We start from the raw sequence: 24,826 nt of genomic DNA on the forward strand, positions 1-24,826 counted from the left end.
TCCAGGTCGGTCTAGCTTCCGCGGTAGACCGAGTATCCGAACGGATTGAGCAGCAGGGGCACGTGGTAGTGCTGCTGCGCGGGCGCGACCGTGAGGACGATCGAGACCTCGGGGAAGAACGGCGGCTCCTGGGAGCGGAGCGCGTGGTACGCGCCCGTGTCGAAGAGCAGCCGGACGACCGAGCCCGCCTCCACGGCCGGGAGGTCCTTGACCCGGCCGTCGGAGTCCGTGGCGGAGGTGCCGAGCACCTTCCAGCCACCCTCGGTGCGCAGTGCGAGCTCGACGGGGACGCCTTCGGCCGGGCGGCCGAGGCTGGTGTCGAGCACGTGGGTGGAGATGCCAGTCATGGGTGAAGTGACCTTACTGATGGCAGAAGTGACGGTACGTCAGATCAGATGGTGCAGATGGCTGCTCGCAGAACATTCTTGACGGTCCGTCAGGATTGGAGCGTCAGGGCGCGTCGAGGAGACGGCCCAGCCGGATGTCGTTGATCCTGCGCAGCTCGCCCCGGACGATCTCCGCCTCGGTGGCGGGGTCGTTGGGGTGGCGCTCGCGCAGGGCGGCGAGCATGGTGGCGGCGGTGCGGCCGGTCGCGCAGATGAGGAACACGTGGCCGAACTTCGCCTCGTAGGCGGCGTTGGCCGCGTGCAGTTCGCCGAGGACGGCCTGGTCGACGCCCTGGACGCCCGCCTGTTCGCGCTCGGAGACGGCGTCGCCCGCCTTGGGCTCGCCGATCCGGGCGTGGCCGGCCATCGCGTCGTGGAGGTCGGCGGTGGTCAGCCGCGCCATGGCCGCCGCGTTGGCGGCGAACAGGGCGTCACGGCCGGACCAGGGCTTCGCCTCCGCGACCGCGGCGGCCCAGCGGGGGCTGGAGCAGACCTCCAGCAGGATCTCCTCCAGCTCGGCGGGGCCGGCCGAGGCCAGGGTGTCGAGGGAGTGGGGGTGGGGGTGGTTGGTCACGGGTGGACCTCCTGAAGAGTGGTGCCACCCGGAAAAGCTAGATCGGCCCCACCCGGCCGTCAACAGTTTGTTGAACGGTTGGTGGTTACTTTTTGAACCGGGCCCCGCCGGGGGCGCCCTGGTGTGCGATCCGCCAAGTGCGCCCCGCCGTCGGCCGATCCGCGCCCGCCGGGAGCCTGGAGCCGGGCCGGCGGGGCCACTCGTGCCGGAGCGCCTCGTGCCGGAGTGCCTCGTGCCGCTCAGGAGCTCTTCGAGCCGTCCTGGCGGTTGAGGTAGTTGTACACGGTGAAGCGGCTGACGCCCAGGGCCGTGGCGACGGTTTCGACGCCGTGCCGGACGGTGAAGGCGCCGCGCTCCTCCAGCAGGGCCACCACCCGCTGCTTCTCCAGGCGGTCCAGCTCGGTGAGCGGACGGCCGTCGAACTGGCGGGTCATCTCCGCCAGCAGGCGGTCCAGGGCGCTGCTCAGGTGCGGCAGTCGCACGGCGATGGCCGGCGCGCCCCCCCACTCCAGGACGACGTCCTCGGCCCGCACCTGGTCCAGGGGGACGGGCGTCGCGCCGACCGCGTCCAGCAGCGGCTTGACGGCCGCGGCGAGCGGGTGATCCACGTGCTGCTCGGTCACGCCGTACCGCCCTCCTCGTCCAGCACGCTGACCTGGACGGAGATGCGGGTCGCCCCGGCGTCCAGGGTCTCCCGCAGCAGCCGGGACACGGCGGCGAGCACCTGCTCGGCCTCGCCCTCGGCGCCGGTCCCGAAGGGGCCGACCGAGACGTCGAGGCCGGCCGCGTCGACGACCTCGCGGGCCTTCGCGGCGTGCGCCGGGAACGTGTCCAGCTCGAACGGTTCTGTCGTGAACTCCACCATCAATCGCACGTGGTCACTCTAGCGAGCGGCGCCGGGGCGGGGCAGGGGCCGCAGGTCCCGGGTGGGCGGCGGGGCGGTCCCGCTGCTTCAACAAATTGTTGCGAGAGGCCTTGACACCCCTCCGATCGTCCGGCGATGCTTCCACCACACAGAATCCTCCTTCCGCATTGTGGAAGTTGTAGATGTCGCGCCCGTCGGAGCGGAAGCCGCACCCGGCGGAAGAGAAGTGAGAGGTGAAGGACGTGACGGCCGCCGCCAAGCACAGCTTCACGGTCAACCTGTCGATCCTGTTCGGCGAACTCCCGCTGCTCGAACGCCCCGCCGCGGCCGCCGCCGCCGGGTTCACCGCCGCCGAGCTGTGGTGGCCCTTCGGCGCTGAGCACCAGCCCGCGCAGGCCGAACTCGACGCGCTGCGCAAGGCGTTCACCGACGCGGGCGTACGGCTCACCGGCCTGAACCTCGTCGACGACCTCAGCCTGGGCGCCCGCGGCACCGTCTCCCTGCCCGCCGAGCGCGAGCGCTTCCGGGCCAACGTCCCCGTCGCCGCCGACCTCGCCGCCTCCCTGGGGGCCACCGCCCTCAACGCCCTGTACGGCAACCGGACTCCCGGGGCGGACCCGGCCGAACAGGACGCGCTCGCCCTGGAGAACCTCGTGATCGCGGCCAGGGCCGCGCACGAGATCGGCGCCGTCCTGCTGATCGAGGCCCTCAACGCCGTCGAGTCCCCCGACTACCCGCTGGTGACCTCCGCCGCCGCCGTCGAGGTGGTCGACAGGGTCAACGCCGCCACGGGCCTCGGCAACGCGCGCTTCCTGTGCGACCTGTACCACCTGGCCCGCGGCGGCGAGGACCTCGGCGCCGTCATCGACGCGTACGCCGACCGGATCGGCCACGTCCAGATCGCCGACACCCCGGGCCGGGGCGAACCCGGCACCGGCGAGCTGGACTTCGAGGACCTCTTCGCCCGGCTCTCCGCCGCCGGGTACACCGGCCCGATCGGCCTGGAGTACCGCCCCGCCGGCGCCGACCCCTTCGCCTGGCTGCCGCGCGAGCTGCGCGCCGCCAAGTAGCCGCGGCCGTCCTGCCGAGCGGCCGGACTGCCGAGCAGCCGCAGCCGCACGCAAGCCCCGCCCGCCCCGCCCTCCCTGCCCGCACTTCGTTAAGGAACCCCGCGATGAGCCGCAAGATCGCCTTCGTCGGCCTCGGCATCATGGGCAAGCCCATGGCCGTCAACCTCGTCAAGGCCGGTCACCAGGTGACCGGATTCGACCTCTCCCCGGCCAATGTCGAGGCCGTCGTCGCGGCCGGCGGCCGGGGCGCCGCGAGCATCGCGGACGCTGTGAAGGACGCCGAGGTCGTCATCACCATGGTCCCGGCCGACCCGCACGTGGAGGCCGTCATCCTCGGCGAGGGCGGCGTCCTGGAGAACGTCCGCCCGGGCACCCTGGTGGTCGACATGTCCTCGATCACCCCGCAGACCTCGATCAAGGTCGGCAAGGCCGCCGCGGAGAAGGGCGTGCGCACCCTGGACGCCCCGGTCTCCGGCGGCGAGGCGGGAGCCGTCGAGGCCGTCCTGTCCATCATGGTCGGCGGCGGGGCGGCCGACTTCGCCGAGGCCGAGCCGCTGTTCGACGCGCTGGGCACCACCGTCGTCCACGTCGGCCCCGCCGGCGCCGGGCAGACCGTCAAGGCCGCCAACCAGCTGATCGTCGCCGTCAACATCCAGGTGCTCGCCGAGGCCGTGGTGTTCCTGGAGAACGCCGGGGTCGACCTCGCCGCCGCGCTGGACGTGCTCGGCGGGGGCCTGGCCGGCTCCACCGTCCTCAACCGCAAGCGGGACAACATGCTCAAGCGCGAGTTCGCCCCCGGCTTCCGCATCGACCTGCACCACAAGGACATGGGCATCGTCACCGACGCCGCCCGCGCCGTGGGCGCCGCGCTGCCCGTCGGCGCCGTGGTCGCCCAACTGGTCGCCTCCGCCCGCGCCAACGGCGACGGCTCGCTCGACCACTCCGCGCTGCTGCGCGGCGTCGAGCGGCTCTCCGGCCGCGACGTGGCGTAGCAACCCCCGGACTCCTCCTGGCGGCGTGTACCCATCCGGTCGTGCCCGCGCCGCCAGGAGGGACCTGCCGACCGGCGGCCGGGCGGGGCTCATCCGCCCGCCCGCCGGTCGATCCAGCCGGCGACGCGCACCACCCCCTGGGAGGCACTCCGGTCGTGCCCGCGCGTCGCCCGGCCCCCTCCCCGCCGAGGGGAGCCCCCGTACACGTCGGAAGCGGGACGGGTGGGGGTACCTCCCGGCCGAAGGCCGGGGGAGACGGCGGGGAGGGGGCCTTCGCCCCGGGGCCGTGCTGTACGTACGGCTCCCGCCGGGGCACACTGACGAACCACCCGCCAGACCGTACGGAAGTGAGGACCGCGCCATGCCCGCCACCCCCCACCAGGGCCATGTGGTCGTAGCTCCCGACAAGTTCAAGGGCACCCTGGACGGCGCCGAGGCCGCCGCCCGGATCGCCGCCGGCATCCGCCGCGCCGCGCCCGGCGTCGAGGTGCGCGAACTGCCCGTCGCCGACGGCGGCGAGGGCACCCTGGCCGCCGCGCTGGCGGCCGGCTTCACCCGCGTCCCCGTCAAGGTCGCCGGCCCGACCGGGCTGCCGGTGGACGCGGCGCTCGCCGTCCACGGGGACACCGCCGTGGTCGAACTGGCCCAGGCCAGCGGCCTCGCCAAGCTCCCCGGGGGCCGCACCGCCCCGCTCACCGCCGGCTCCTACGGCGTCGGCCAGCTCATCGCCCGGGCGCTCGCCCACGGCGCCAAGCGGATCGTGCTGGGCCTCGGGGGCAGCGCCGGCACCGACGGCGGCGCCGGGATGCTGCAGGCCCTCGGCGTCCGGCTGCGCGACTCCGAGGGCGCCGAACTCCCGCCCGGCGGCGCCGCGCTGCGCCGCCTCGCCTCGATCGACCCCGGGCACCTGGCCGCCGCGCTCGCGGGCGTGGAGGTCGTCGTCGCCTGCGACGTGGACAACCCGCTGCTCGGCCCGCGCGGCGCCGCCGCCGTCTACGGCCCGCAGAAGGGCGCCGAGGCGGGGGACCTGGCCGTCCTGGAGGAGGGCCTGACGCGCCTCGCCGACGAGGTCGCCGCCCTGACCGGACGGGACGTGCGCGAGGCCCCCGGCGCCGGGGCCGCGGGCGGGGTGGGCTTCGGAGCCCTCGCCCTGCTCGGCGCCGTGATGCGCCCCGGCATCGACCTGCTGCTCGACCTGCTGGGCTTCGAGGAGGCCGTGCGCGGCGCCCGTCTCGTCGTCACCGGCGAGGGCTGTCTGGACGCCCAGACGCTGCACGGCAAGGCCCCCGCCGGGGTCGCAGCCGCGGCCGCCCGGGCGCGCGTCCCCGTGGCGGCGGTGGCGGGGCGGCTGGAGCTGTCCGAGGCCGAGTGGCGCGCGGCGGGCTTCGCCGCCGCGATCGCCCTGACCGACCTGGCCGAGCAGCCGGGGGACAGCCTGACCAGGGCCGCCGAGCTCGCCGAGACGGCGGGGGAGCGGCTGGCGGCGGAGCTGCTCACGGGCTGAGCCCCTGCGTGGACCCTCGTACGTTCCTCCATTGACGTTTTGTTGAAGGCGGGCCTAGGCTCCCGGCAATCCTTCGGCTGCACCCCCGTTACCGCCCTGTTCCCGCCCCTGCGCCGCGCCCTGCACCACGCCCCGCTCCGAACGCCCGTGACGGCCCCACCGGCCGTGTCACCCGGCGCTGTTCGGCGTGCCCGTACCCACCCCCGCCCTGGTCTCGGAGGCCCCCATGCCCGTCAGTTGGCCCGTGGTGATCCGCTCCCGCCGGGTGGTCCTGCCCGAGGGCGAGCGACCCGCGGACGTCCTGGTCCGGGACGGCCGGATCGCCCGGATCGCCGGCCACGGCACCCTGCCCGTGGACCGCCCCGAGCAGCTCGCCGACCTCGGCGCCACCGCCCTGCTGCCCGGCCTCGTCGACACCCACGTGCACGTCAACGAGCCCGGCCGCACCGAGTGGGAGGGCTTCGCCACCGCCACCCGCGCCGCCGCCGCCGGGGGCGTCACCACCATCGTCGACATGCCGCTCAACTCGATCCCGCCCACCGTCACCGTCGAGGCGCTCCAGCTCAAGCGCAAGGCCGCCGAGGGCCGCAGCTGGGTCGACCTCGGCTTCTGGGGCGGGGCGATCCCCGGCAACGCCGCCGACCTCGAACCCCTGCACCGGGAGGGCGTGTTCGGCTTCAAGAGCTTCCTCGCCCCCTCCGGCGTCGACGAGTTCCCGCACGTCGAGGCAGCCGACCTTCGGGCGGCGCTCGCCGAGCAGGCCAGGATCGGGGCGCTGGCGATCATCCACGCCGAGGACCCGGCCGTGCTCGCCGCCGCCCCGCAGCAACCCGGCGCCCGCTACCGGGACTTCCTCGCCTCCCGCCCCGACGGTGCGGAGACCGCCGCCGTCTCCCGCCTGCTGGAGGCGGCCCGGCGCACCGGCGCCCGGGTGCACGTCCTGCACGTCTCCTCCGCCGCCGTGCTGCCCCTGCTGCGCCGGGCCCGGGAGGAGGGCGTGCGGGTGAGCGCCGAGACCTGTCCGCACTACCTGACCCTGGCCGCCGAGCAGGTCCCGGACGGCGACACCGCCTTCAAGTGCTGCCCGCCGATCCGCGACGAGGCCAACCGCGACGCGCTCTGGCAGGCCCTGGCCGACGGGGAGTTCGCCGCCGTCGTCTCCGACCACTCGCCCTCCACCCCCGACCTCAAGCTGCTGCCCGAGTACGGCGGCAGCGGCGACTTTGCCGCCGCCTGGGGCGGCATCGCCTCCCTGCAGCTGGGCCTGCCGGCCGTCTGGACGGAGGCCCGCCGACGGGGCCACGCCCTGGCCGACGTCGTGCGCTGGATGTCCGCCGGACCGGCGGAACTCGCGGGCCTGTCCGCGAGCAAGGGCGCCATCGCCGTGGGCCGCGACGCCGACCTGGTCGCCTTCGACCCCGAGGCCGAATTCGCCGTCCAGGCCCACGCGTTGCACCACCGCAACCCCGTGACCCCGTACGCCGGGCGGCAGTTGAGCGGCGCCGTGCGCGCCACCTGGCTGCGCGGCCGGGCCGTGGACACCGGCGCCGAGCCCTTCGGGCGGCTGATCGTCCGCCCCGCCAACCCCCGTGACCGTCAAGACTTCTGAGGAGAGTCAGTGAGTTCCGTGAGTTCCGTGAGTACTGCCGACACCCCGAGCGCTCCGTTCACCGAGCTGGTCAACCTGGCCTCCCGACTGCTCGGAGCGGGCGTCGTCGCCACCAACGAGGACACCTTCGCGGACGCCGAGAACCTGCTGGTCGCCAAGCCCGCCGAGTTCCGCCCGCACACCTTCGGCCACAAGGGCCAGATCATGGACGGCTGGGAGTCCAAGCGCCGCCGCGGCGCCTCCGCCGAGCAGCCGCACCCCACCGACGAGGACCACGACTGGACGATCGTGCGGCTCGGCGCCGCCGGGGTGATCCGCGGGGTGATCGTCGACACCGCGCACTTCACCGGCAACTACCCCGAGAGCACCGTCGTCGAGGCCGCCTCCGTACCCGGCCACCCCTCGCCCGAGGAGGCGCGGGCCGCCGACTGGACGGTCCTGGTGCCGCGCACCCCGCTGCGCGGGGACACCGCCCACGAGTTCGCCGTGGCCGACGACACCCGCTACACCCACGTGCGGCTGAGCATCTACCCGGACGGTGGCGTCGCCCGGCTGCGGGTGCACGGCGAGGTGCTGCCCGACCCGCGGGAACTGGACGGCCTCACCTTCGACCTGGCCGCCCAGGAGCACGGCGGCGTCGCCGAGGCCGCCTCCGACCGCTACTTCTCCTCCCCGCACAACCTGAACGCTCCCGGCCGCGCCTCCGTCATGGGCGAGGGCTGGGAGACCCGTCGTCGGCGCGACAAGGCCAACGACTGGGTGCAGATCGCCCTGGCCGGGGGCGGTGAGGTCCTGGCCGCCGAGGTGGACACGTCCCACTTTGTCGCCAATGCCCCCGGCTGGGCCGACCTGATCGGCTTCGACGCCTCGGCGGGGCAGGACCCGTCCGAGGGCGACTGGTTCGAACTGCTGCCCCGCACCCGCCTGCAGCCCGACACCCGGCACCGCTTCCGGCTGCCCGGCGGCCGTCCGGTCACCCACGTGCGGATCAACGTCCACCCGGACGGCGGGCTGGCGCGGCTGCGGCTCACCGGCCGCCTGACCGCCGCCGGCCGCACGGCGCTGGCGCTGCGCTGGTTCGACGCCCTGCCGGCCGTCGAGGCCGCCGACGCCCTCACCGCGGTGGGCCTGAGCGGCCAGGAGGCAGCGGCGCTCACCGCCGCCCGCCCGCTGGCGCGGGGCGGGGACGCCGCCGCGCGGGCCCTCGCCGACCTGGCCCCGGGCTCCCGCGAGGCCACCGCCTCCCTGCTCGGCCTCTGAACCACCGTTTCCCGGCGATGAATTGACGAGTCGTCAATTCCGCTTCCCCGTACCACCCTTTGTCGACACCCGAAGGACCCTCCATGCCCAAGACCCTGACCACGGAGTCCGGCGCCCCGATCGCCGACAACCAGAACTCGGCCTCCGCCGGAGAGCACGGCCCGCTGCTCCTCCAGGACCAGCAACTCCTGGAGAAGCTGGCCCGGTTCAACCGCGAGCGCATCCCGGAGCGCGTCGTGCACGCCCGCGGCTCCGGCGCGTACGGCTACTTCGAGGTCACCGACGAGGTGTCGGCGTACACCCGCGCGGCCTTCCTCGCCGGGGTCGGCAAGCGCACCGAGGTGTTCCTGCGCTTCTCCACCGTGGCCGGCAACCTCGGCGCCAGCGACGCGGTGCGCGACCCGCGCGGCTTCGCCGTCAAGTTCTACACGGAGGAGGGCAATTACGACCTCGTCGGCAACAACACCCCGGTGTTCTTCATCAAGGACCCGGTGAAGTTCCCCGACTTCATCCACTCGCAGAAGCGCGACCCGTACACCGGCGTCCAGGAGGCGGACAACGTCTGGGACTTCTGGGCCCACTCGCCCGCCTCGACCCACCAGATCACCTGGCTCTTCGGCGACCGCGGCATCCCCGCCTCGTACCGCCACATGAACGGCTACGGCTCGCACACCTACCAGTGGGTCAACGCCGAGGGCGAGGCGTACTGGGTGAAGTACCACTTCAAGACCAACCAGGGCGTGCGCAGCCTCGACGGCGGCCAGGCCGCCGAGGTCGTCGGCGCCGACGCCGACTCCCACCAGCGCGACCTCCACCAGGCCATCGAGCGCGGGGTGTTCCCGTCCTGGACGCTGTACGTCCAGCTGATGCCCGTCGCGGAGGCCGCGGACTACCGCTTCAACCCCTTCGACCTCACCAAGGTGTGGCCGCACGCCGACTACCCGCTGGTCAAGGTCGGCCGCCTGGTGCTCAACCGCAACCCGGAGAACGTCTTCGCCGAGGTCGAGCAGGCCGCCTTCTCGCCGAACAACTTCGTGCCCGGCATCGGCCCCTCCCCGGACAAGATGCTCCAGGGCCGGCTGTTCGCCTACGCCGACGCCCAGCGCTACCGCCTCGGCGTCAACCACACCCAGCTGCCGGTGAACGCCCCGCGCGCCACCGAGGCGCACACCTACGGCCGGGACGGCCTGGCCGCGCTCAACACGGGCGGCCGGGCGAAGAACTACGAGCCCAACTCCTTCGACGGGCCGACGCAGACGGACGCCCCGCTGGCCGCCCCGGTCAGGGTGGAGGGCCACACCGGCACCTCGGTCACGCCGGCGCACACCAAGGACGACGACTTCTTCCAGGCCGGCGAGCTGTACCGGCTGATGTCCGAGGGCGAGAGGGCCCGGCTCATCGGCAACATCGCGGGCTTCCTCGGGCAGGTCTCCCGCGACGACATCGTGGAGCGCAACCTCGCGCACTTCCGCGCCGCCGACGAGGAGTACGGCGCCCGCCTGGCGGCCGCCGTCGCCGACCTGCGGGCGGGCGACGAGGGCTGAGGCCCGCCCACCCGCCCGACGGGCCCCCACCCCGGGCGGCCGCCGGTCCCCGCGCCACCGGCGGCCGCCGACGGGCCCCTCCTCCCATGGCAGTGGGGGAGGGGCCCGCCGCGGTACGCCCGGATGCCCCGGAGTGCGCCGGGGCATTCTCGGGGCTCGGGCGCGGCTGCACGGAATGTTCACGGATATTCACGGACGGCGGTTGCCGGGCCGCCGCGCTCGATAGGCTGGAGGATGCCCGCGGGCGCTCCGTGGGGGACATCGGAAGGGGACGACATGTCGACACCAGCCCCGGGTCGTCACGCCGCGCCGGACCAGGGCCTCGGCGGCCCGTTCACCTCCCTGCGGTACGCCCTCAGACTGCTGGAGGCGGTCGACCGGCACCCGGACGGCGCGACGCTGGTCGCCCTCGCCCGGGAGACCTCGCTCGGCCTGCCCACTGTGCGCCGCCTCGCCGAACTGCTGGAGATCGAGGGCTACCTCCAGTGCCAGGACGGCGGCTGGGTGCTCGGCGGCACCTTCGCGCTGCTGGGGCAGCACAACCGGGAACAGCTGGTCAAGGCCCGGCTGAACCGCAAACTCGCGGAGCTGCGCGACGAGTTGGGCGCGGCCGTCTACTTCAGCCGGTACCACGACGGGGAGTTGTCGGTGGAGGCCGTCTCGGCCGCCGACCACGCCCCGGCGGTGCAGGAGTGGGTGGACTTCAGGGCCACCGCGCACGCGAGCGCGATCGGCAAGTGCCTGCTTGGGCAGCTCGACGCCGACGCCCTGCGCGACCACCTCTCGCGCCACCCCGTCGCCCGGCTCACCTCCCGCACCGTCACCGACACCGACCAGCTGATGCACCGCCTGGAGCGGCAGCCGGCCACCGTGCCGGTGCTGGACCTCCAGGAGTACGCGCTGGGCACGGTGTGCGCGGCCGTGCCGATCACGGCGGGCAGCACGGTCGGCTGCCTGGCCACCTCGATGCCGGTGGACAACCTGCACAAGCTCAAGGCCGCCGCCGAGCTGCTGGCGGCCCGGGCGGCGCCGCTGATGCTGGCGATGGCGGTCTGACGCGGCTGACACGGCTTCGACGACCGTTTGACGACCGTTCGACGGGCTCTGCTGGACGTTTCGCGTCCGGTGGAGCCCGTTCGTGTTCGCGGGGCGTTCGTTTCCGATCAGTGGTCACCGGAGGCCCGATCACTTATTAGACTCGATGTCGATAAGGGTGGTCGAAACCCTTGTCCCCGGAGCTACCCGCGAGTACGTTGCCCTGAGTCGAGCCGCCGCCCCCAGGTCAGGAGGGCCCTCCATGCCCCGCACCACACCCGTCCCCGCCCTCGCCGCCCCCGCCGCGCGCGTGCACGACAGTCTCGTGCTCGAACCCCGGGACGTCCGCTTCGACTGGGCCCAGCTGCCGCTGCACTGGATCCCGGACGAGCCGATGGCCACCCACGTCATCAACGTGCTGCACCTGCTGCTGCCCGAGGGCGAGCGCTGGTTCGTCAAGGTGTTCAAGGAGGCGCTGCCGCTCATCCGGGACGAGGGGCTGCGCGAGGAGGTGCTCGGCTTCATCGGCCAGGAGGCGATCCACGCCGAGGCGCACCAGGAGGTCCTGGACCACATGCTCGGGCAGGGGCTCGACCCCCGGCCGTACGTCCGCCAGGTGTCGTGGCTGTTCCGGCGCGTCCTGGGGGACAAGCCCGAACTGTCGCCCCGGCGGCGGCGCGAGAACGTCATCGAGCGGGTCGCCTTCATCGCGGCCATCGAGCACTTCACCGCCTTCCTCGGCGACTGGGCGCTCAACTCGCCCGGCCTGGACCGGGCGGAGGCCGACCCGACGATGCTCGACCTGCTGCGCTGGCACGGCGCCGAGGAGGTCGAGCACCGCAGCGTCGCCTTCGACCTGCTGGTCCACCTCGACCCGGGCTACCTGCGCCGGGTGCGGGGCATGCTCGTCTCCGGCCCGCTGCTCGTCCACCTGTGGGTGCGCGGCGCCCGCTTCCTGCTCGCCGCCGACCCGAGCCTGCACGGCCGCCTCAGGCCGACCTGGCGCGAGGCCGGCCGGATCGCCCGCCGCGGCCTGCTGCCCGACCCGGTCCGCTCCGTGCGCTCCGGGCTGCGCTACCTGCGCCCCGGCTACCACCCCACCCAGGAGGGGTCCTCCAGCCAGGCCATCGGCTACCTCGCCACCTCCCCGGCGGCCCGCGCGGCCGCCGGGCGCTGACGGACGACGACGGCGCACGGCCGACGGCGAACAGCGAACAGCGAACAGAAGTCAGCGAACAGATAACAGATAACAGATTTCAGACGACAGATAACAGCGAACAGATGTCACCGAACGAAATCTGTTCGCTGTCATCTGTTATCTGACATCTGTCACCTGACATCTGACATCCGTCCGCTGAAACCTGTCACCCGACCCCCACCCCAAGGACCCTCCCGGATGGACCTGCTCACCCCGCCCCCCGACCTCTACGGCCGCCCCCGCGCCGACACCTTCATGCGCCGGCTCACCGCCTTCGCCGACCGCTACAGCCCCGCCCTCGGCTCGCCCCTCCTGCGCCGCAGCCCGCGCCGCCCGTACAGCCGCCCCGTCCCGCCGCTGCAGCTCGTCGTCACCGCCCGCCGCGCCCTCGCCGCCGACGTCGTCGAGCTCACCCTCGCCGACCCCTCCGGCGGCCCCCTGCCGCACTGGCAGCCCGGCGCCCACCTGCGCCTGGCCCTGCCCTCCGGCCGCGAGCGCCACTACTCCCTCAGCGGCGACCCGGCCGACCGCGCCGCCTACCGCATCGCCGTACGCCGCCTGCCCGGCGGAGGCGGAGGCTCCGTCGAGGTCCACGACGCCCTCCACCCCGGCACCCGGATCACCGCCCGCCGCCCGCGCAACGGCTTCGCCTTCTGCGCCGAGCCCGCCGTGCTCCTCCTCGCCGGCGGCATCGGCGTCACTCCGCTGCTCCCCATGGCCCGCGAGGCGCAGCGCCACGGCCTGGACTGGCGCCTCGTCCACGTCGGCCGCAGCGCCGACACCCTCCCGTACGCGCAGGAGCTGCGCGCCCTCGACCCCGGCCGCGTCGTCCGGCGCACCGACGACGAGCACGGCGGCGTCCCCACCGGCGCCGAGCTGCTCGCCCACGCCCCGCGCGGCGCCGCCGTCTACTGCTGCGGCCCGGCCCCGATGCTCGCCGCCGTCCAGGCCGCCCTGGACGAATCCCCGGCCGCCTCCCTGCACTTCGAGCGCTTCGGCGCCGCCCCCGTCACCGACGGCGCCCCCTTCGCCGTCCGCCTCGGCACGGACGGCCCGACCCTCGACGTCCCCGCCGACCGCTCCGCCCTGGACGTGCTGCGCGAGCGGCGCCCCGACCTCCCGTACTCCTGCCACCAGGGCTTCTGCGGCACCTGCGAGGTCCGCGTCCTGGCCGGCACCCCCGAGCACCGCGACCGCCGCCTCACCCCCGACCGGCGCGAGGCCGGCGCCCTGCTGCCCTGCGTCTCCCGGGCCGCCGAGGGCGAGACCCTCGTCCTCGACCTCTGACAAGGAGCCCCCGTGGCGACAGCGACGACCCCGCCCTTCCGCTACACCGAGCGCGACCTCGCCCGCTTCCGCGAGACCCAGCAGCTCGCCTACCACTGCGCCGAACAGGTCGCCGCCTGGATCGAGCCCGGCGTCACCGAGCGCCAGGCCACCGCCGAGCTGCGCCGCCGCCTGGTCGGCGCCGGGGTGCAGGACTTCTTCCACGTCCCCTTCGCCTGGTTCGGCGACCGCACGGCGTTCCGGCACTTCCACACCCCGCTGCAGTTCTTCGCCGGCAACCGCCGCCTGGAGGAGGGCATGCCGTACGTCCTGGACTGCGCCCCGGTCGTGGACGGCTACACCGCCGACATCGGCTACGGCGGCAAGGTCGGCGAGAACCGCGTCTGGGACCGCCTCGCCGCCGACCTGGAGGTCTACCGCGCGCTGATCCTCGCCGAGGTCCGCGCCCGCAAGCCCCTCAGCGAGGTGTACGCCGCCGTCGACGCGCAGATCGCCGCCCACGGCTACGACAACCGCCACCAGGTCTACCCGGGCCGGGTGATCGGCCACCAGGTCACCCGCAACACCGCCCGGGGCCCGGCCGGGGTGAACGTCTTCGGCTTCGGCGTGCGCACCCTCCAGACCCTCGGCCGCGAGCTCATCTCCGAGCGCCTGCACGGCCGTTCACCGCTGTGGGCGGACGGCCGCTCCTCCCGGCACGCCCCCACCCCGGGCCTGTGGGCGGTCGAGCCGCACATCGGGTTCCGGGGCGTGGGCATCAAGTTCGAGGAACTGCTGGTGGTCACTGAGGACGACGCCTACTGGCTCGACGACGACCTCCCGCACGTCCGCCGCTGGACGACCGCGGCCACCGCGACCGCCGCCCCCACGACCGCCGAGGAGCCCGCCCGATGAGCAGCGCCCCCGTCCACCGCCGGACCGTCCACTCCGGCGGCCTGCCCCTGGCCGTCTTCGAACAGGGCGACCCCGACGCCCCCACCGTCCTGCTCGTCCACGGCTACCCCGACACCCACGCCGTCTGGGACGCCGTCGCCGACGACCTCGCCCGCACCCACCACGTCGTGCGCTACGACGTCCGGGGCGCCGGCGAGTCCGCCGCCCCCGCCGACCGCGACGGCTACCGCCTGGAGCACCTCGCCGACGACCTGTTCGCCGTCGCCGACGTCGTCAGCCCCGACCGCCCGGTGCACCTGCTCGCCCACGACTGGGGCTCCATCCAGTCCTGGGAGGCCGTCACCGCCCCCGGCGCCGAGAACCGCATTGCCTCCTACACCACCGTGTCCGGCCCCAGCCTCGACCACATGGGCCACTGGCTGCGCCACCGCCTGCGCCGCCCCACCCCCCGCCACCTGCGCCAACTCCTGCACCAGGGCCTGCACTCCTGGTACATCACCGCCTTCCACCTGCCCTACCTCGCCCCCGGCGTCTGGCGCCTGGGCCTGGCCCGCGCCTGGCCCCGGGTGCTGCGCGACCTGGAGCACGTCACCCCGCGCGCCGGCCACCCGCAGCCCACCCTGCGCCGCGACGCCGTGCGCGGCATCGAGCTGTACCGCGCCAACTTCCGCCCCGTGCTGGGCAGTCCGCGGGATCGGCCCACCGAGGTGCCCGTCCAGCTGATCACCCTCACCCGGGACCGCTACGTCGCGCCCTTCCTCTCCGAGGGGCTGGAGCGCTGGGTCCCGAACCTGACGCGACGCACGCTGCACGCCGGCCACTGGTCGGCGCTGCTGGAGAAGGGAGCCACCGTGGCCGCCATGGTCCGCGAGTTCACCGCCCGTACGGACCGGGGGAGTTCGAGTGAGCGGGAGGGCCGCCTGGTCGTCGTCACCGGCGGCGGCAGCGGCATCGGACGGGCCACCGCGCTCGCCTTCGCCGAGGAGGGCGCCCGGGTCGTCGTCTGCGACCTCGACCTCCCGGCCGCCGAGCGCACCGCCGAACTCGCCTCCCTGATCGGCCCGAAGGCCCACGCCTACCGGGTGGACGTCTCCGACGGCGCCGCCATGGACGCCTTCGCCGAGGCGGTCGCCGCCGAGCACGGCGTGCCCGACGTGATGGTCAACAACGCGGGCATCGGCCACTCCGGCACCTTCCTGCAGACCACCGAGAAGGAGTGGCAGCGCGTCCTGGACGTCAACCTGTGGGGCGTCATCCACGGCTGCCGCGCCTTCGGCGCCCTGATGGCCGAACGCGGCCGGGGCGGCCACCTCGTCAACGTCTCCTCGGCCGCCGCCTACCTGCCCTCCAAGGCCCTCACCGCCTACGCCACCAGCAAGGCCGCCGTCTTCATGCTCTCCGACTGCCTGCGCGCGGAGTTCGTGGAGCACGGCATCGGCGTCTCCACCATCTGCCCCGGCATCGTCAACACCAACATCACCCGCACCTCCACCTTCTCCGCCACCACCGCCACCGAGCAGGCCGCCAAGCAGGCCCGCGCCGCGAGGCTGTACGCCCGGCGCGGCTTCCCGCCGGAGAAGGTCGCCGCCGCCGTGGTGAAGGCCGTGCGCACCGGCAGGCCGGTCGTGCCCGTCACCCCCGAGGCCAAGGCCGCCCGCTTCCTGAGCCGCCTCAGCCCCGGCCTGCTGCGCCTCGCCGCCCGCCTCAACGTCACCTGAGCGACGAGCGGTTGCAGGAAGCTGCCAAACCCCTCGGAGCACACGGGCCCCACCCGTACGCTCTACCGGCAGGTAACCGACGAGGGGAACAGAGAACAGTGAACAAGCGTCTGGCATCGGTCGTGCTCGGTGTGTCCGGCCTGCTCCTGGCGACCGCCCCGGCGGCCGTCGCGGCCCCCGGGGCCCAGGCGGCCGGCACCCCGGGCGCCCGGGACTGCGGAGCGGTGACGCTCACCGGCAGCCTCCCGGTGCCGCCCGCGGGCCAGACCGTGCGGCAGAGCGTCACCATTGGCGAGGACTGCGCCGTCCACGAGGGCCCCGTCGTCTATGCCCCGGCCGCCGCCCCGAAGACGTTCAAGACCCTGGCCGCGACCGCCGCCGCCGGCAGCCGCAAGGTCACCAGCGCCAACGAGATGTACGACTGCTGCAACATCCGCATGAGCGGCCTCTACACCACCTCCACCTGGACCGCCGCCGACGGCCGGATCAGCAGCGCCGCCACGACCGCCACCCAGGGCTTCAACCGCGAGCCCTGGGACGCCGGCTGGTCGGTCAAGTCCGCCACCAACAGCGACGACTGCACCACCGACTGCGCCGTGGTGAACTCCCAGGCCCACGCCGACTTCTCCTACAAGGGCATCTTCGACACCACCGGCGACTGGTACGACAACACCCACCACACGTACCTGACCCTCAACCCCGACCTCACCTACAGCTGCACCTTCGACGTGCAGCTGCGCCACACCTTCCTCGGCTGGAACTGGCAGCGCAGCTGCCAGGCCGCCTGACCGCTCCGGCGACAGAGCAGCAGAGCGAGAGCGTAGGCCAGGGCCCCCTCGAAAGCCTCCGGGCGTCCCTGGCCTACGATGGCGCCCCGTGGAGATGACAACCGCCCTGTGGTCCTTCGCCCTCGTCGTGGGGCTCCTCACGCTCACGCCCGGCCTGGACACCGCACTCGTCCTGCGCACCTCCGCGCTGGGCCACCGACGGCAGGCCTGGGGCGTGGTCCTCGGCATCCAGACCGGCACCCTGCTCTGGGGCACGCTCACCTCCGCCGGGGTCACCGCCCTGCTGACCGCCTCGCAGCTCGCGTACGAGGTCCTGCGCTGGGCGGGCGCCGCCTACCTGGTGTGGATGGGCGTCGGCATGCTGCGCTCCCGGGGCGCCGGGGCCGAGGCGGAGCGGGAGCCGTGCGACGGCGGCTTCGCGTACGGCTGGCGGCGCGGCACCCTCACCAACCTGCTGAACCCCAAGGTCGGCGTCTTCTACGTGGCGGTGCTCCCGCAGTTCATCCCCGCCGGGGCCCCGCACTTCGCGGCGGGCGTGGCGCTGACCTGCGTCCACGTTGTCGAGGGCGTGCTCTGGTCGGCCGTCCTGGTGGGATTCGCGAAGGCGGTGCGCGGCTGGCTGCAGCGGCCGTCCGCGCGCCGCCTGATGGACCGGGTGACCGGCGCCGTGGTGATCGGCTTCGGCCTGAAGCTCGCACTGGACTGAGAACCCACTGCCCGCGCTCGCACTGGACTGAGAACCCACCGCCCGCGCTCGCACTCGCCCGTGCTCGTACGGGGCCGAGAACTCACCGCCCGCGCCGGGCCAGCCCCTCCGCGAGCTCCTCGGCGTTCATGCACAGGTGCACGTCGACCTCCGCGCCGAGCTGCAGCCAGAACGGCTCGCAGGTGGCGACGAGCGCCGCCTCGTCCGGCACGTCGGTGACGAGCACCATGGCGCGGCGCCCGCCGCGGTTGAAGAAGTACGCCGCCTCGGGCTTGAGTTGGCCCATGATCTGTTCGAAGAGCGGGCGGATCGCGCCGTCCGTGATGAGCTTGTTCGACGTCTGGGTGTCGAGGGTGACCTCCAGCAGGGCACGCATGACCCCTGCTCCTTCCCCGGGCCCGGGACGGGCCCGCACCTCCAGCCTCCGCCCCCGGGAGCGGCCACGCAACGTGACGGTCAGGCGGCGTGCGTCCGGGGCGCCGGCTCCTCGGGACGAGCGGCCGGGGCCGCCTCGTGGTGGATCGGCCCCTCGCCGGAACTCAGCGGCAGGCAGCTGCCGCCGCGCCGGTGCGCGACGATCTCGGCGGCCACCGACACCGCCGTCTCCTCCGGGGTCCGCGCGCCCAGGTCGAGCCCGATCGGCGAGCGCAGCCGCGCCAGTTCGGCCTCGCCCAGCCCCGCCTCGCGCAGCTTCGCCAGCCGCTCCCGGTGGGTGCGCCGCGAGCCCATCGCGCCGACGTAGCCGAGGGGCAGCCGCAGTGCCCGCTCCAGCAGCGGCACGTCGAACTTGGCGTCGTGGGTGAGCACGCACACCACGGTGCGTCCGTCGATCCGGCCGCGCTGGGAGTCCAGGTAGCGGTGCGGCCAGTCGACGACCACCTCGTCCGCCTCCGGGAAGCGCCGCTTCGTCGCGAAGACGGGACGGGCGTCGCAGACGGTGACGCGGTAGCCGAGGAAGCGGCCGATCCGGGCGACGGAGGCGGCGAAGTCGATCGCCCCGAAGACGAGCATCCTGGGCGCGGGCACGCAGGACTCGACGAACCAGGTGACGGTGCCCAGCCCCCGCTCGTCGCAGGGCCGCCCGTCCAGGCCGAGGACGACCTGCCCGGTGCGCCCGGCGTCCAGCATGGCCCGCGCCTCGGCGGCGATCGCCCGCTCCAGCGCGCCGGTGGTGGACGGCCCGGCGGCCAGCGTCCCGCGGTGCCCGCCGGCGGTGACGGCGAGGGTGGCGCCGAGGAGGTCGCCGGGCCCGTCGACGACCCGGGCGAGGGCCACGGGGGCGCCGTCGGCGAGGAGCTCCAGGCCCGCGTCCATTCCGGCGTCGGCGCCGGGGACGACGGGCTGGACGAACACGTCCAGCACCCCGCCGCAGGTCAGCCCGACGGCGAAGGCGTCCTCGTCGCTGTACCCGAAGCGCTCCAGCACGGGCTCGCCGCTGAGGATCGCGGCCCGGCACAGCTCGTACACGGCGCCCTCCACGCACCCGCCGGAGACGCTGCCGACCGCCTCGCCGTCCGCCGACACGGCCAGTGCGGCGCCCGGCTCGCGCGGGGCGCTGCCCGAGACGCCGACGACGGTGGCCACGGCGAAGGACCGCCCGGCCGCGTGCCAGGCCCGTACCTGCTCGGCGATGTCCTGCATGGCGTACCGCTCTCCTCACACAATGTCGACAGTAGCGGGGGCGCCGCCGTACGGGAAACGATCCCGTACGGCGGCGGGTGCGGGCTGGGCAGGGGCTGGGCAGGGGCGGGGTCAGTGCACCCCCAGCCACCCCTTGAGCGGCGTCAGCGCGAAGTAGCCGAGGAAGACGAGGGTCAGCACCCACATCAGCACGCCGGGCTCGCGCCACCGCCCCCGGCCGGCCTTGATCACCGTGTACGAGACGACGCCGGCCGCGACGCCCGCCGTGATGCTGTACGTGAACGGCATCAGCACGCAGGTCAGGAACGCGGGGATCGCCACGTCCCGGTCCGACCAGTCGATGTGCCGGGCCTGGCTCATCATCATCGCGCCGATCACCACCAGGGCCGCCGAGGCGACCTCCACCGGGACGATCCCGGCCAGCGGCGAGAAGAACAGCATCAGCGCGAACAGGCCGCCGGTGACGACGGAGGCGAGCCCGGTGCGGGCGCCGTCGCCGACGCCGGTGGCGGACTCGACGAACACCGTCTGCCCGGAGGCGCCCGCCAGGCCGCCGACCGCGCCGCCGGCGCCGTCGACCAGCAGCGCCCTGGACAGGCCGGGCATGCGGCCGCGTTCGTCCGCGAGCCCGGCCTCGGTGCCGACGCCGATGATGGTGGCCATCGCGTCGAAGAACCCGGCCAGGACGAGGGTGAACACGGCCACGGAGGCGCTGATCGCGCCCATGCCGTGCCCGCCGAAGGCGCCGAACAGGTCGACGTGGCCGAACAGCGAGAAGTCGGGCGCGGAGACGGGGCTGCCGGGCCACACCGGCACGGTGCTCTTCCAGGCCGAGGCGGGCACGTCGGCCAGCTTGTTGACGGCGACGGCGAGCACCGTGCCCCCGGCGATGCCGAGCAGGATGGCGCCGCGCACGCCGCGCGCCATCAGCACGAAGATGGCGAGCAGGGTGACGCAGAAGACCAGGACGGGCCAGCCGGTCAGCTCCCCGGCCGGGCCGAGGGAGAGCGGGGTGGGCCCGCCGGTGTGCACGAACCCGGCCTTGTAGAGGCCGATGACGGTGACGAACAGGCCGATGCCGATGGTGATCGCGTGCTTGAGCGGCAGCGGGATGCCGTTCATGATCCTCTCGCGCAGCCCGGAGACCACCAGCAGCACGATCAGCAGCCCGTAGACCACGCAGAGCCCCATGGCCTGCGGCCAGGTGGTGTGCGGCACGACGAGCGCGGAGACGGCCCCGGAGACGGACAGCCCGGCGGCCAGCGCCAGCGGCACGTTGCCGACCAGGCCCATCAGCAGGGTGGTGACGGCGGCGGCGAGCGCGGTGGCGGTGGTCAGCGCGGCGTGGTCGAGCTTGGCACCGGTGGCGTCCGCGCCGCCGAGGATCAGCGGGTTGAGCAGGACGATGTACGCCATCGCCATGAAGGTGGTGAGCCCGCCGCGAAGTTCGCCCGCGAGGCTCGACCCCCGGGCGGAGACCTTGAAGTAGGCGTCCAGGACGCCTGATGGGACCGGGGCCGGGGCCCGGGTGGGGGCCTCGGATCTGTCGTCGGTGGTGCCGGGCTCCGTGGGGATCCGGGTCATGTCCACTCCCAAGTGTCAAAGGGGGTTGGGGTGGGCGAGCCGACCTGACCGCCGGTCCACGGGGGGACGGGCGCAGGGGGACGCATCGACTCACGGCAGGGTGGGTGGGGGCGCACCGCGCGGCGCCCCGGCGTGGGCGCGGCGGTGGGGCCCGGGGCGGCGCGTCGGGATGCGCGGCCCCGGGGGTTCAACGTTCCGGGCTCAACTGCCCGGGCTCAACTGCCTGGGCTCAACTCCTCGGCTCAGCCCGGCTGTTCGGTGGTCAGGTGCTCGGGCCGGACGGGAATCCGGTTGAGCGCCAGGCCGGTGGCGGCGCGGATCGCCGCGACGATCGAGGGCGTCGCGGAGACGGTCGGCGCCTCGCCGACCCCGCGCAGCCCGTACGGGGCGTGGGGGTCGGGCAGTTCGAGGATCTCCACCGGGATGGGCGGGGTGTCCAGGATGGTGGGGATCAGGTAGTCGGTGAAGGAGGCGTTGCGCACCTTGCCGTCGCGCACGATGATCTCCTCCATCACGGCCAGCCCGAGCGCCTGGGTGCAGCCGCCCTGGATCTGGCCGACGACGGAGAGCGGGTTGAGCGCCTTGCCGACGTCCTGGACGGCGGTCAGCTCGACCACCTTGACCAGGCCCAGCTCCACGTCCACGTCGACCACCGCGCGGTTGGCGCAGAAGGTGTACTGGACGTGGCCGAAGCCCTGCCCGGTGACCTTGTCGAAGGCCTCGGTGGGCCGGTGGTGGTGCTCGCGGGTGAGGTCGATCGCCTCGTCCCCGAGCAGGTCCACGATGGAGGTCAGCACGCCCGCGCTCGCCGAGACGACCTTGCCGCCGGCCAGCGAGAGGTCGTGCTGCGTCCAGCCGTAGCGCCGCCGCCCCTTCTCCAGCAGGGCGTTGCGCACGGCCTCGGCGGCCAGCTTCACCGCGCCGCCGGTCATGTACGTCTGGCGCGAGGCGGAGGTCGAACCGGCCGACCCCACCTCGGTGTTGGCGGGGTGGATGGTGACCTGCTCGACGCCCAGTTCGGTGCGGGCGATCTGCGCGTGGACGGTGACACCGCCCTGCCCGACCTCGGCCATCGCGGTGTGCACCAGGGCGACGGGCTCGCCGCCGATGGCCTCCAGGCGCACCCGGGCGGTGGAGTAGTCGTCGAAGCCCTCGGAGAAGCCGACGTTCTTGATGCCCACCGAGTACCCGACCCCGCGCACGATCCCCTCGCCGTGCGAGGTGTTGGACAGCGCCCCGGGCAGCCGCCGCACGTCGAGGTGCTGAGTGTCCAGGGGCGGCGGCAGCGGCATGTCCTTGACGCGGCGCAGTAGTTCGGCGACGGGCGCGGGCGCGTCGATCTCCTGCCCGGTCGGCATCCGGTCGCCCTGGGTGACGGCGTTGATCTGCCGGAGCTCCACCGGGTCCATGCCGAGTTCGGCCGCCAGTTTGTCCATCTGCGACTCGTAGCCGAAGGCCGCCTGCACCGCGCCGAAGCCGCGCATCGCCCCGCAGGAGGGGTTGTTGCTGTACAGCGCGATCGCGTGCATCCGCACGTTCGGGATGACGTACGGGCCGTGGCCGAGCGAGGCCGCGTTGCCGACGACGGCGGGGGAGGCGGAGGCGTAGGCGCCGCCGTCCAGCACGATCCGGCAGTCCGCGTACACGAGCTTCCCGTCGCGGGTGGCGCCGTGCTCGTAGTGCATCCGCGCGGGGTGGCGGTGGACGTGGCCGAAGAAGGACTCGTCCCGGGAGTAGACGATCTTGACGGGCTTGCCGGTGCGCAGCGCCAGCAGGCAGGCGTGGATCTGCATCGACAGGTCCTCGCGGCCGCCGAAGGCCCCGCCGACCCCGGCGAGGGTCAGGCGGACCTTCTCCTCGGGCAGGCCGAGCACCGGGGCCATCTGCTGGCGGTCCACGTGCAGCCACTGGGTGGCGATGTAGAGGTCGACGCCGCCGTCCTCGGCCGGCACCGCCAGGCCCGACTCGGGGCCCAGGAACGCCTGGTCCTGCATGCCGACCTCGTAGTCCCCGCTGACCACGACGTCCGCCAGGGCCCGCACCTCGTCGGTGACGCCGAGGCCGGAGACGAGGTGCTGCTCGTGGCAGATGTTGCCGTGCGCGTGGGACTTGTACTCGTGCGGCTCGTGCACGTACCCGTACGTCTCGGGGTGGAGGCACTGCTCCTCGGTGACGATCGGGTCGAGCACCTCGTACGCGACCCGGATCTTCTCCACCGCCCGCCGGGCCGTCTCCGGGTGGTCGGCGGCGACGAGCGCGATCGCCTCGCCGTGGTAGCGGACCTTGTCGATGGCCAGCGCGGGCTGGTCGGCGATCTCCAGCCCGTAGTACTTGGCGCCGGGGATGTCCTCGTGGGTGAGCACCGCGTACACCCCGGGCACCGTCAGCGCCTCGGAGACGTCCACGGACAGGATGTTCGCCCGGGGGTGCGGGGAGCGCAGGGCCGTGCCCCAGAGCATGTCCTCGTGCCACATGTCCGAGGAGTACGCGAACTCGCCGCGCACCTTCAGCGTGCCGTCCGGGCGCAGCGGCGAGCCGCCGATGCCGCCGCCGGCCGCCTGGTGGATGTTCTGCAGGTTCTTCTGCCCCTGCACGGTGCGCGCGCTCACGTCGAACTCCCGTCGTCCCCGGCGCACTTGCGGGCCGAGGCGAGCCGCACCGCGTCCATGATCTTCTCGTAGCCGGTGCAGCGGCACAGGTTGCCCGACAGCGCCTCGCGGATGTCGTCGTCGCCCGGGGCGGGGTCGCGCTCCAGCAGGGCGTCGGTCTGCACCAGCAGCCCGGGGGTGCAGAAGCCGCACTGGACGGCCCCGGCGTCCACGAACGCCTGCTGGACGAGGCCGAGCCGCCCCTCCCCGTCGGCCAGGCCCTCGACGGTGCGCACCTCGCGGCCCTGCACCTGCCCGGCGGCGACCAGGCAGGAGCACACCGGCACGCCGTCCAGGTAGACGGTGCAGGAGCCGCACTCGCCCTGCTCGCACGCGTTCTTCGAGCCGGGCAGGCCGACCCGCTCGCGCAGGACGTAGAGCAGGCTCTCGCCCTCCCACACGTCGTCGGCCTCGACGGGCCTGCCGTTGGCGGTGAACGTGACCCTCATGCCGCGCTCCCAATCTGCTTGCGGTAGTCGTTCCAGCACCAGGTGAGGGTGCGCCGCGCCATCACGGCCAGCGCGTGGCGCCGGTACTCGGCGGTGCCGCGGACGTCGTCGATGGGGGAGGCGGCGGCCCTGACCAGCTCGCCGAAGCGCCGGACGACCTCGGGGCCCGGCGCCTCCCCGCTCTCCCAGAGCCCGCGCCGGGCGAACTCCTGGGCCAGGTACTCCTCGGCCTCGACGGCGCGGCGCGGGGTGGGGGCGGCCGAGCCGATGCCCGTGCCGACCGTGCCGTTCTTCGGGTGCAGGGCGAAGCCGAACGCGCAGACCGCGATGACCATCGCGTTGCGGGTGCCGATCTTCGAGAACTGCTGCGGCCCGTCGGCGACGGGGATGCGCACCGCCCGGATCAGCTCGTCCGGCTCCAGGCTGTTGCGCTTCACGCCGACGTAGAAGTCGTCGATCGGGATCAGCCGGGTGCCGCGCACCGAGGCCGCCTCGACGAACACGTCCCGCCCGGCCGCCAGCAGCGCCGGGTGCGAGTCGCCGGCCGGGGAGGCGGCGCCCAGGTTGCCGCCGACGCTGCCGCGGTTGCGGATCTGCGGCGAGCCCACGGTGTGCGCGGCCAGCGCCAGCCCGGGCAACGGCCCGGACAGCTCCTCGATGATCCGGGCGTACGGGACGGCCGCGCCCAGGCGCACCGTGCCGCCCTCCACGGACCACTCGGCGAGCTCGGCGACGCGGTTCAGGTCGAGGACCGCGGCGGGGCGGTGCACGTCGAAGTTCAGCTCGACCATGACGTCCGTGCCGCCCGAGATCGCCGTCGCGTCCGGGTGAGCGGCCTTCGCCGCGAGCGCCTCGTCCCAGGTGGCGGGCCGAAGGAACTCCATGCGGGTGTCTCCTCACGTTCTCGCCCGCCGGGGCTCCGGCGGCGTGCCGCCCAGTGAACCGCTGTGACGCGGCCCACTGGCAGTCACCGATGGCATGAAGCCCCGGCTGTGGTCCGGCCCGGCATCCTGTACGTTCCTCTAAGGCGGCCGTCCGGGCCGTCCGGGTGTTCCCCGGGCGCCACCTCCGACC

The 24,826-nt window shown here is 74.0% G+C and carries 23 protein-coding genes; 13 read left to right on the plus strand and 10 right to left on the minus strand.

What is annotated here, in order from left to right; genetic code table 11:
- Positions 1–11: 11 nt before the first annotated feature.
- The 4 genes from uraH to ACIRRS_RS23945 form a co-directional block, all read right to left on the minus strand.
- Positions 12–347, minus strand: a complete 336-nt coding sequence (uraH, locus tag ACIRRS_RS23930; protein WP_402974164.1) for a hydroxyisourate hydrolase — start codon at positions 345–347, stop codon at positions 12–14.
- Between the two features lie 103 nt (positions 348–450).
- A complete protein-coding gene (gene uraD / locus ACIRRS_RS23935; protein WP_402974167.1) occupies positions 451–960 on the minus strand; it encodes a 2-oxo-4-hydroxy-4-carboxy-5-ureidoimidazoline decarboxylase in 510 nt (169 codons plus the stop codon).
- Positions 961–1,199: 239 nt separating this feature from the next.
- Entirely contained in the window at positions 1,200–1,583 is a 384-nt protein-coding gene (locus tag ACIRRS_RS23940; protein ID WP_402974170.1) for a helix-turn-helix domain-containing protein, read from the minus strand.
- Complete coding sequence (locus ACIRRS_RS23945) at positions 1,580–1,834, minus strand: thiamine-binding protein (protein ID WP_402974173.1); 255 nt, start codon at positions 1,832–1,834, stop codon at positions 1,580–1,582. The genes ACIRRS_RS23940 and ACIRRS_RS23945 overlap by 4 nt, the downstream gene beginning before the upstream one ends.
- A gap of 224 nt (positions 1,835–2,058) precedes the next feature.
- Between ACIRRS_RS23945 and ACIRRS_RS23950 the strand changes: the two genes are divergently transcribed.
- From ACIRRS_RS23950 to ACIRRS_RS24010, 13 genes are all read left to right on the plus strand, one after another.
- On the plus strand, positions 2,059–2,895 hold the full coding sequence (locus ACIRRS_RS23950) for a hydroxypyruvate isomerase family protein (protein WP_402974176.1): 837 nt from the start codon (positions 2,059–2,061) through the stop codon (positions 2,893–2,895).
- A 104-nt stretch (positions 2,896–2,999) separates the two neighbouring features.
- Entirely contained in the window at positions 3,000–3,887 is an 888-nt protein-coding gene (locus tag ACIRRS_RS23955; protein WP_402974179.1) for a 2-hydroxy-3-oxopropionate reductase, read from the plus strand.
- A gap of 361 nt (positions 3,888–4,248) precedes the next feature.
- Entirely contained in the window at positions 4,249–5,391 is a 1,143-nt protein-coding gene (locus tag ACIRRS_RS23960) for a glycerate kinase (RefSeq protein WP_402974182.1), read from the plus strand.
- Positions 5,392–5,617: 226 nt separating this feature from the next.
- Positions 5,618–7,000: an allantoinase AllB gene (allB, locus tag ACIRRS_RS23965; RefSeq protein WP_402974603.1), complete on the plus strand. Its 1,383-nt coding sequence runs from the start codon at positions 5,618–5,620 to the stop codon at positions 6,998–7,000.
- A gap of 27 nt (positions 7,001–7,027) precedes the next feature.
- Positions 7,028–8,260, plus strand: coding sequence for an allantoicase (alc, locus tag ACIRRS_RS23970; RefSeq protein WP_402974184.1), 1,233 nt, complete (start codon positions 7,028–7,030; stop codon positions 8,258–8,260).
- An 83-nt stretch (positions 8,261–8,343) separates the two neighbouring features.
- On the plus strand, positions 8,344–9,804 hold the full coding sequence (locus ACIRRS_RS23975) for a catalase (RefSeq protein WP_402974187.1): 1,461 nt from the start codon (positions 8,344–8,346) through the stop codon (positions 9,802–9,804).
- 276 nt (positions 9,805–10,080) lie between these two features.
- Positions 10,081–10,860 (plus strand): IclR family transcriptional regulator, encoded by a 780-nt coding sequence (locus ACIRRS_RS23980; RefSeq protein ID WP_402974190.1) that lies wholly within the window; start codon positions 10,081–10,083, stop codon positions 10,858–10,860.
- A 241-nt stretch (positions 10,861–11,101) separates the two neighbouring features.
- Positions 11,102–12,016 (plus strand): metal-dependent hydrolase, encoded by a 915-nt coding sequence (locus ACIRRS_RS23985; protein WP_402974193.1) that lies wholly within the window; start codon positions 11,102–11,104, stop codon positions 12,014–12,016.
- Between the two features lie 219 nt (positions 12,017–12,235).
- A complete protein-coding gene (locus ACIRRS_RS23990; protein WP_402974196.1) occupies positions 12,236–13,324 on the plus strand; it encodes a PDR/VanB family oxidoreductase in 1,089 nt (362 codons plus the stop codon).
- Positions 13,325–13,336: 12 nt separating this feature from the next.
- The gene (locus ACIRRS_RS23995; protein WP_402974199.1) at positions 13,337–14,218 is read left to right on the plus strand and encodes a M24 family metallopeptidase; all 882 of its coding nucleotides are present in this window, start codon (positions 13,337–13,339) and stop codon (positions 14,216–14,218) included.
- Positions 14,215–15,936, plus strand: a complete 1,722-nt coding sequence (locus ACIRRS_RS24000; protein ID WP_402974202.1) for an SDR family oxidoreductase — start codon at positions 14,215–14,217, stop codon at positions 15,934–15,936. The genes ACIRRS_RS23995 and ACIRRS_RS24000 overlap by 4 nt, the downstream gene beginning before the upstream one ends.
- A 98-nt stretch (positions 15,937–16,034) precedes the next feature.
- Complete coding sequence (locus ACIRRS_RS24005) at positions 16,035–16,724, plus strand: hypothetical protein (protein WP_402974205.1); 690 nt, start codon at positions 16,035–16,037, stop codon at positions 16,722–16,724.
- Positions 16,725–16,818: 94 nt separating this feature from the next.
- Complete coding sequence (locus ACIRRS_RS24010) at positions 16,819–17,430, plus strand: LysE family translocator (protein WP_402974606.1); 612 nt, start codon at positions 16,819–16,821, stop codon at positions 17,428–17,430.
- 82 nt (positions 17,431–17,512) lie between these two features.
- Here the strand turns inward: ACIRRS_RS24010 and ACIRRS_RS24015 are convergent, their stop codons facing one another.
- From ACIRRS_RS24015 to ACIRRS_RS24040, 6 genes are all read right to left on the minus strand, one after another.
- Positions 17,513–17,806 (minus strand): hypothetical protein, encoded by a 294-nt coding sequence (locus tag ACIRRS_RS24015; protein ID WP_402974208.1) that lies wholly within the window; start codon positions 17,804–17,806, stop codon positions 17,513–17,515.
- Positions 17,807–17,886: 80 nt separating this feature from the next.
- Positions 17,887–19,071, minus strand: a complete 1,185-nt coding sequence (locus ACIRRS_RS24020; protein ID WP_402974211.1) for an XdhC family protein — start codon at positions 19,069–19,071, stop codon at positions 17,887–17,889.
- Positions 19,072–19,182: 111 nt separating this feature from the next.
- A complete protein-coding gene (locus ACIRRS_RS24025; protein WP_402974214.1) occupies positions 19,183–20,655 on the minus strand; it encodes an NCS2 family permease in 1,473 nt (490 codons plus the stop codon).
- Between the two features lie 242 nt (positions 20,656–20,897).
- A complete protein-coding gene (gene pucD / locus ACIRRS_RS24030; protein WP_402974217.1) occupies positions 20,898–23,264 on the minus strand; it encodes a xanthine dehydrogenase subunit D in 2,367 nt (788 codons plus the stop codon).
- Positions 23,261–23,752: a (2Fe-2S)-binding protein gene (locus tag ACIRRS_RS24035; RefSeq protein ID WP_402974220.1), complete on the minus strand. Its 492-nt coding sequence runs from the start codon at positions 23,750–23,752 to the stop codon at positions 23,261–23,263. Before ACIRRS_RS24035 ends, pucD begins: the two co-directional genes overlap by 4 nt.
- A complete protein-coding gene (locus ACIRRS_RS24040; protein ID WP_402974223.1) occupies positions 23,749–24,636 on the minus strand; it encodes an FAD binding domain-containing protein in 888 nt (295 codons plus the stop codon). The genes ACIRRS_RS24035 and ACIRRS_RS24040 overlap by 4 nt, the downstream gene beginning before the upstream one ends.
- Between the last annotated feature and the right edge of the window lie 190 nt (positions 24,637–24,826).

The sequence above is a fragment of the Kitasatospora sp. NPDC101183 genome (genome assembly GCF_044767945.1).
Lineage (GTDB): Bacteria > Actinomycetota > Actinomycetes > Streptomycetales > Streptomycetaceae > Kitasatospora.

Excerpts from the sequence above, each read along its gene's own strand:
- ACIRRS_RS23980 (WP_402974190.1), top strand. The coding sequence starts at position 10,081 with ATGTCGACACCAGCCCCGGGTCGTCACGCCGCGCCGGACCAGGGCCTC.
- uraH (WP_402974164.1), bottom strand. The coding sequence starts at position 347 with ATGACTGGCATCTCCACCCACGTGCTCGACACCAGCCTCGGCCGCCCG.
- ACIRRS_RS23985 (WP_402974193.1), top strand. The coding sequence starts at position 11,102 with ATGCCCCGCACCACACCCGTCCCCGCCCTCGCCGCCCCCGCCGCGCGC.
- ACIRRS_RS24000 (WP_402974202.1), top strand. The coding sequence starts at position 14,215 with ATGAGCAGCGCCCCCGTCCACCGCCGGACCGTCCACTCCGGCGGCCTG.
- ACIRRS_RS24040 (WP_402974223.1), bottom strand. The coding sequence starts at position 24,636 with ATGGAGTTCCTTCGGCCCGCCACCTGGGACGAGGCGCTCGCGGCGAAG.
- ACIRRS_RS23960 (WP_402974182.1), top strand. The coding sequence starts at position 4,249 with ATGCCCGCCACCCCCCACCAGGGCCATGTGGTCGTAGCTCCCGACAAG.
- ACIRRS_RS23990 (WP_402974196.1), top strand. The coding sequence starts at position 12,236 with ATGGACCTGCTCACCCCGCCCCCCGACCTCTACGGCCGCCCCCGCGCC.
- ACIRRS_RS24010 (WP_402974606.1), top strand. The coding sequence starts at position 16,819 with ATGACAACCGCCCTGTGGTCCTTCGCCCTCGTCGTGGGGCTCCTCACG.
- ACIRRS_RS23975 (WP_402974187.1), top strand. The coding sequence starts at position 8,344 with ATGCCCAAGACCCTGACCACGGAGTCCGGCGCCCCGATCGCCGACAAC.
- allB (WP_402974603.1), top strand. The coding sequence starts at position 5,618 with ATGCCCGTCAGTTGGCCCGTGGTGATCCGCTCCCGCCGGGTGGTCCTG.
- ACIRRS_RS24035 (WP_402974220.1), bottom strand. The coding sequence starts at position 23,752 with ATGAGGGTCACGTTCACCGCCAACGGCAGGCCCGTCGAGGCCGACGAC.
- ACIRRS_RS23955 (WP_402974179.1), top strand. The coding sequence starts at position 3,000 with ATGAGCCGCAAGATCGCCTTCGTCGGCCTCGGCATCATGGGCAAGCCC.
- ACIRRS_RS24020 (WP_402974211.1), bottom strand. The coding sequence starts at position 19,071 with ATGCAGGACATCGCCGAGCAGGTACGGGCCTGGCACGCGGCCGGGCGG.
- ACIRRS_RS24025 (WP_402974214.1), bottom strand. The coding sequence starts at position 20,655 with ATGACCCGGATCCCCACGGAGCCCGGCACCACCGACGACAGATCCGAG.
- ACIRRS_RS24015 (WP_402974208.1), bottom strand. The coding sequence starts at position 17,806 with ATGCGTGCCCTGCTGGAGGTCACCCTCGACACCCAGACGTCGAACAAG.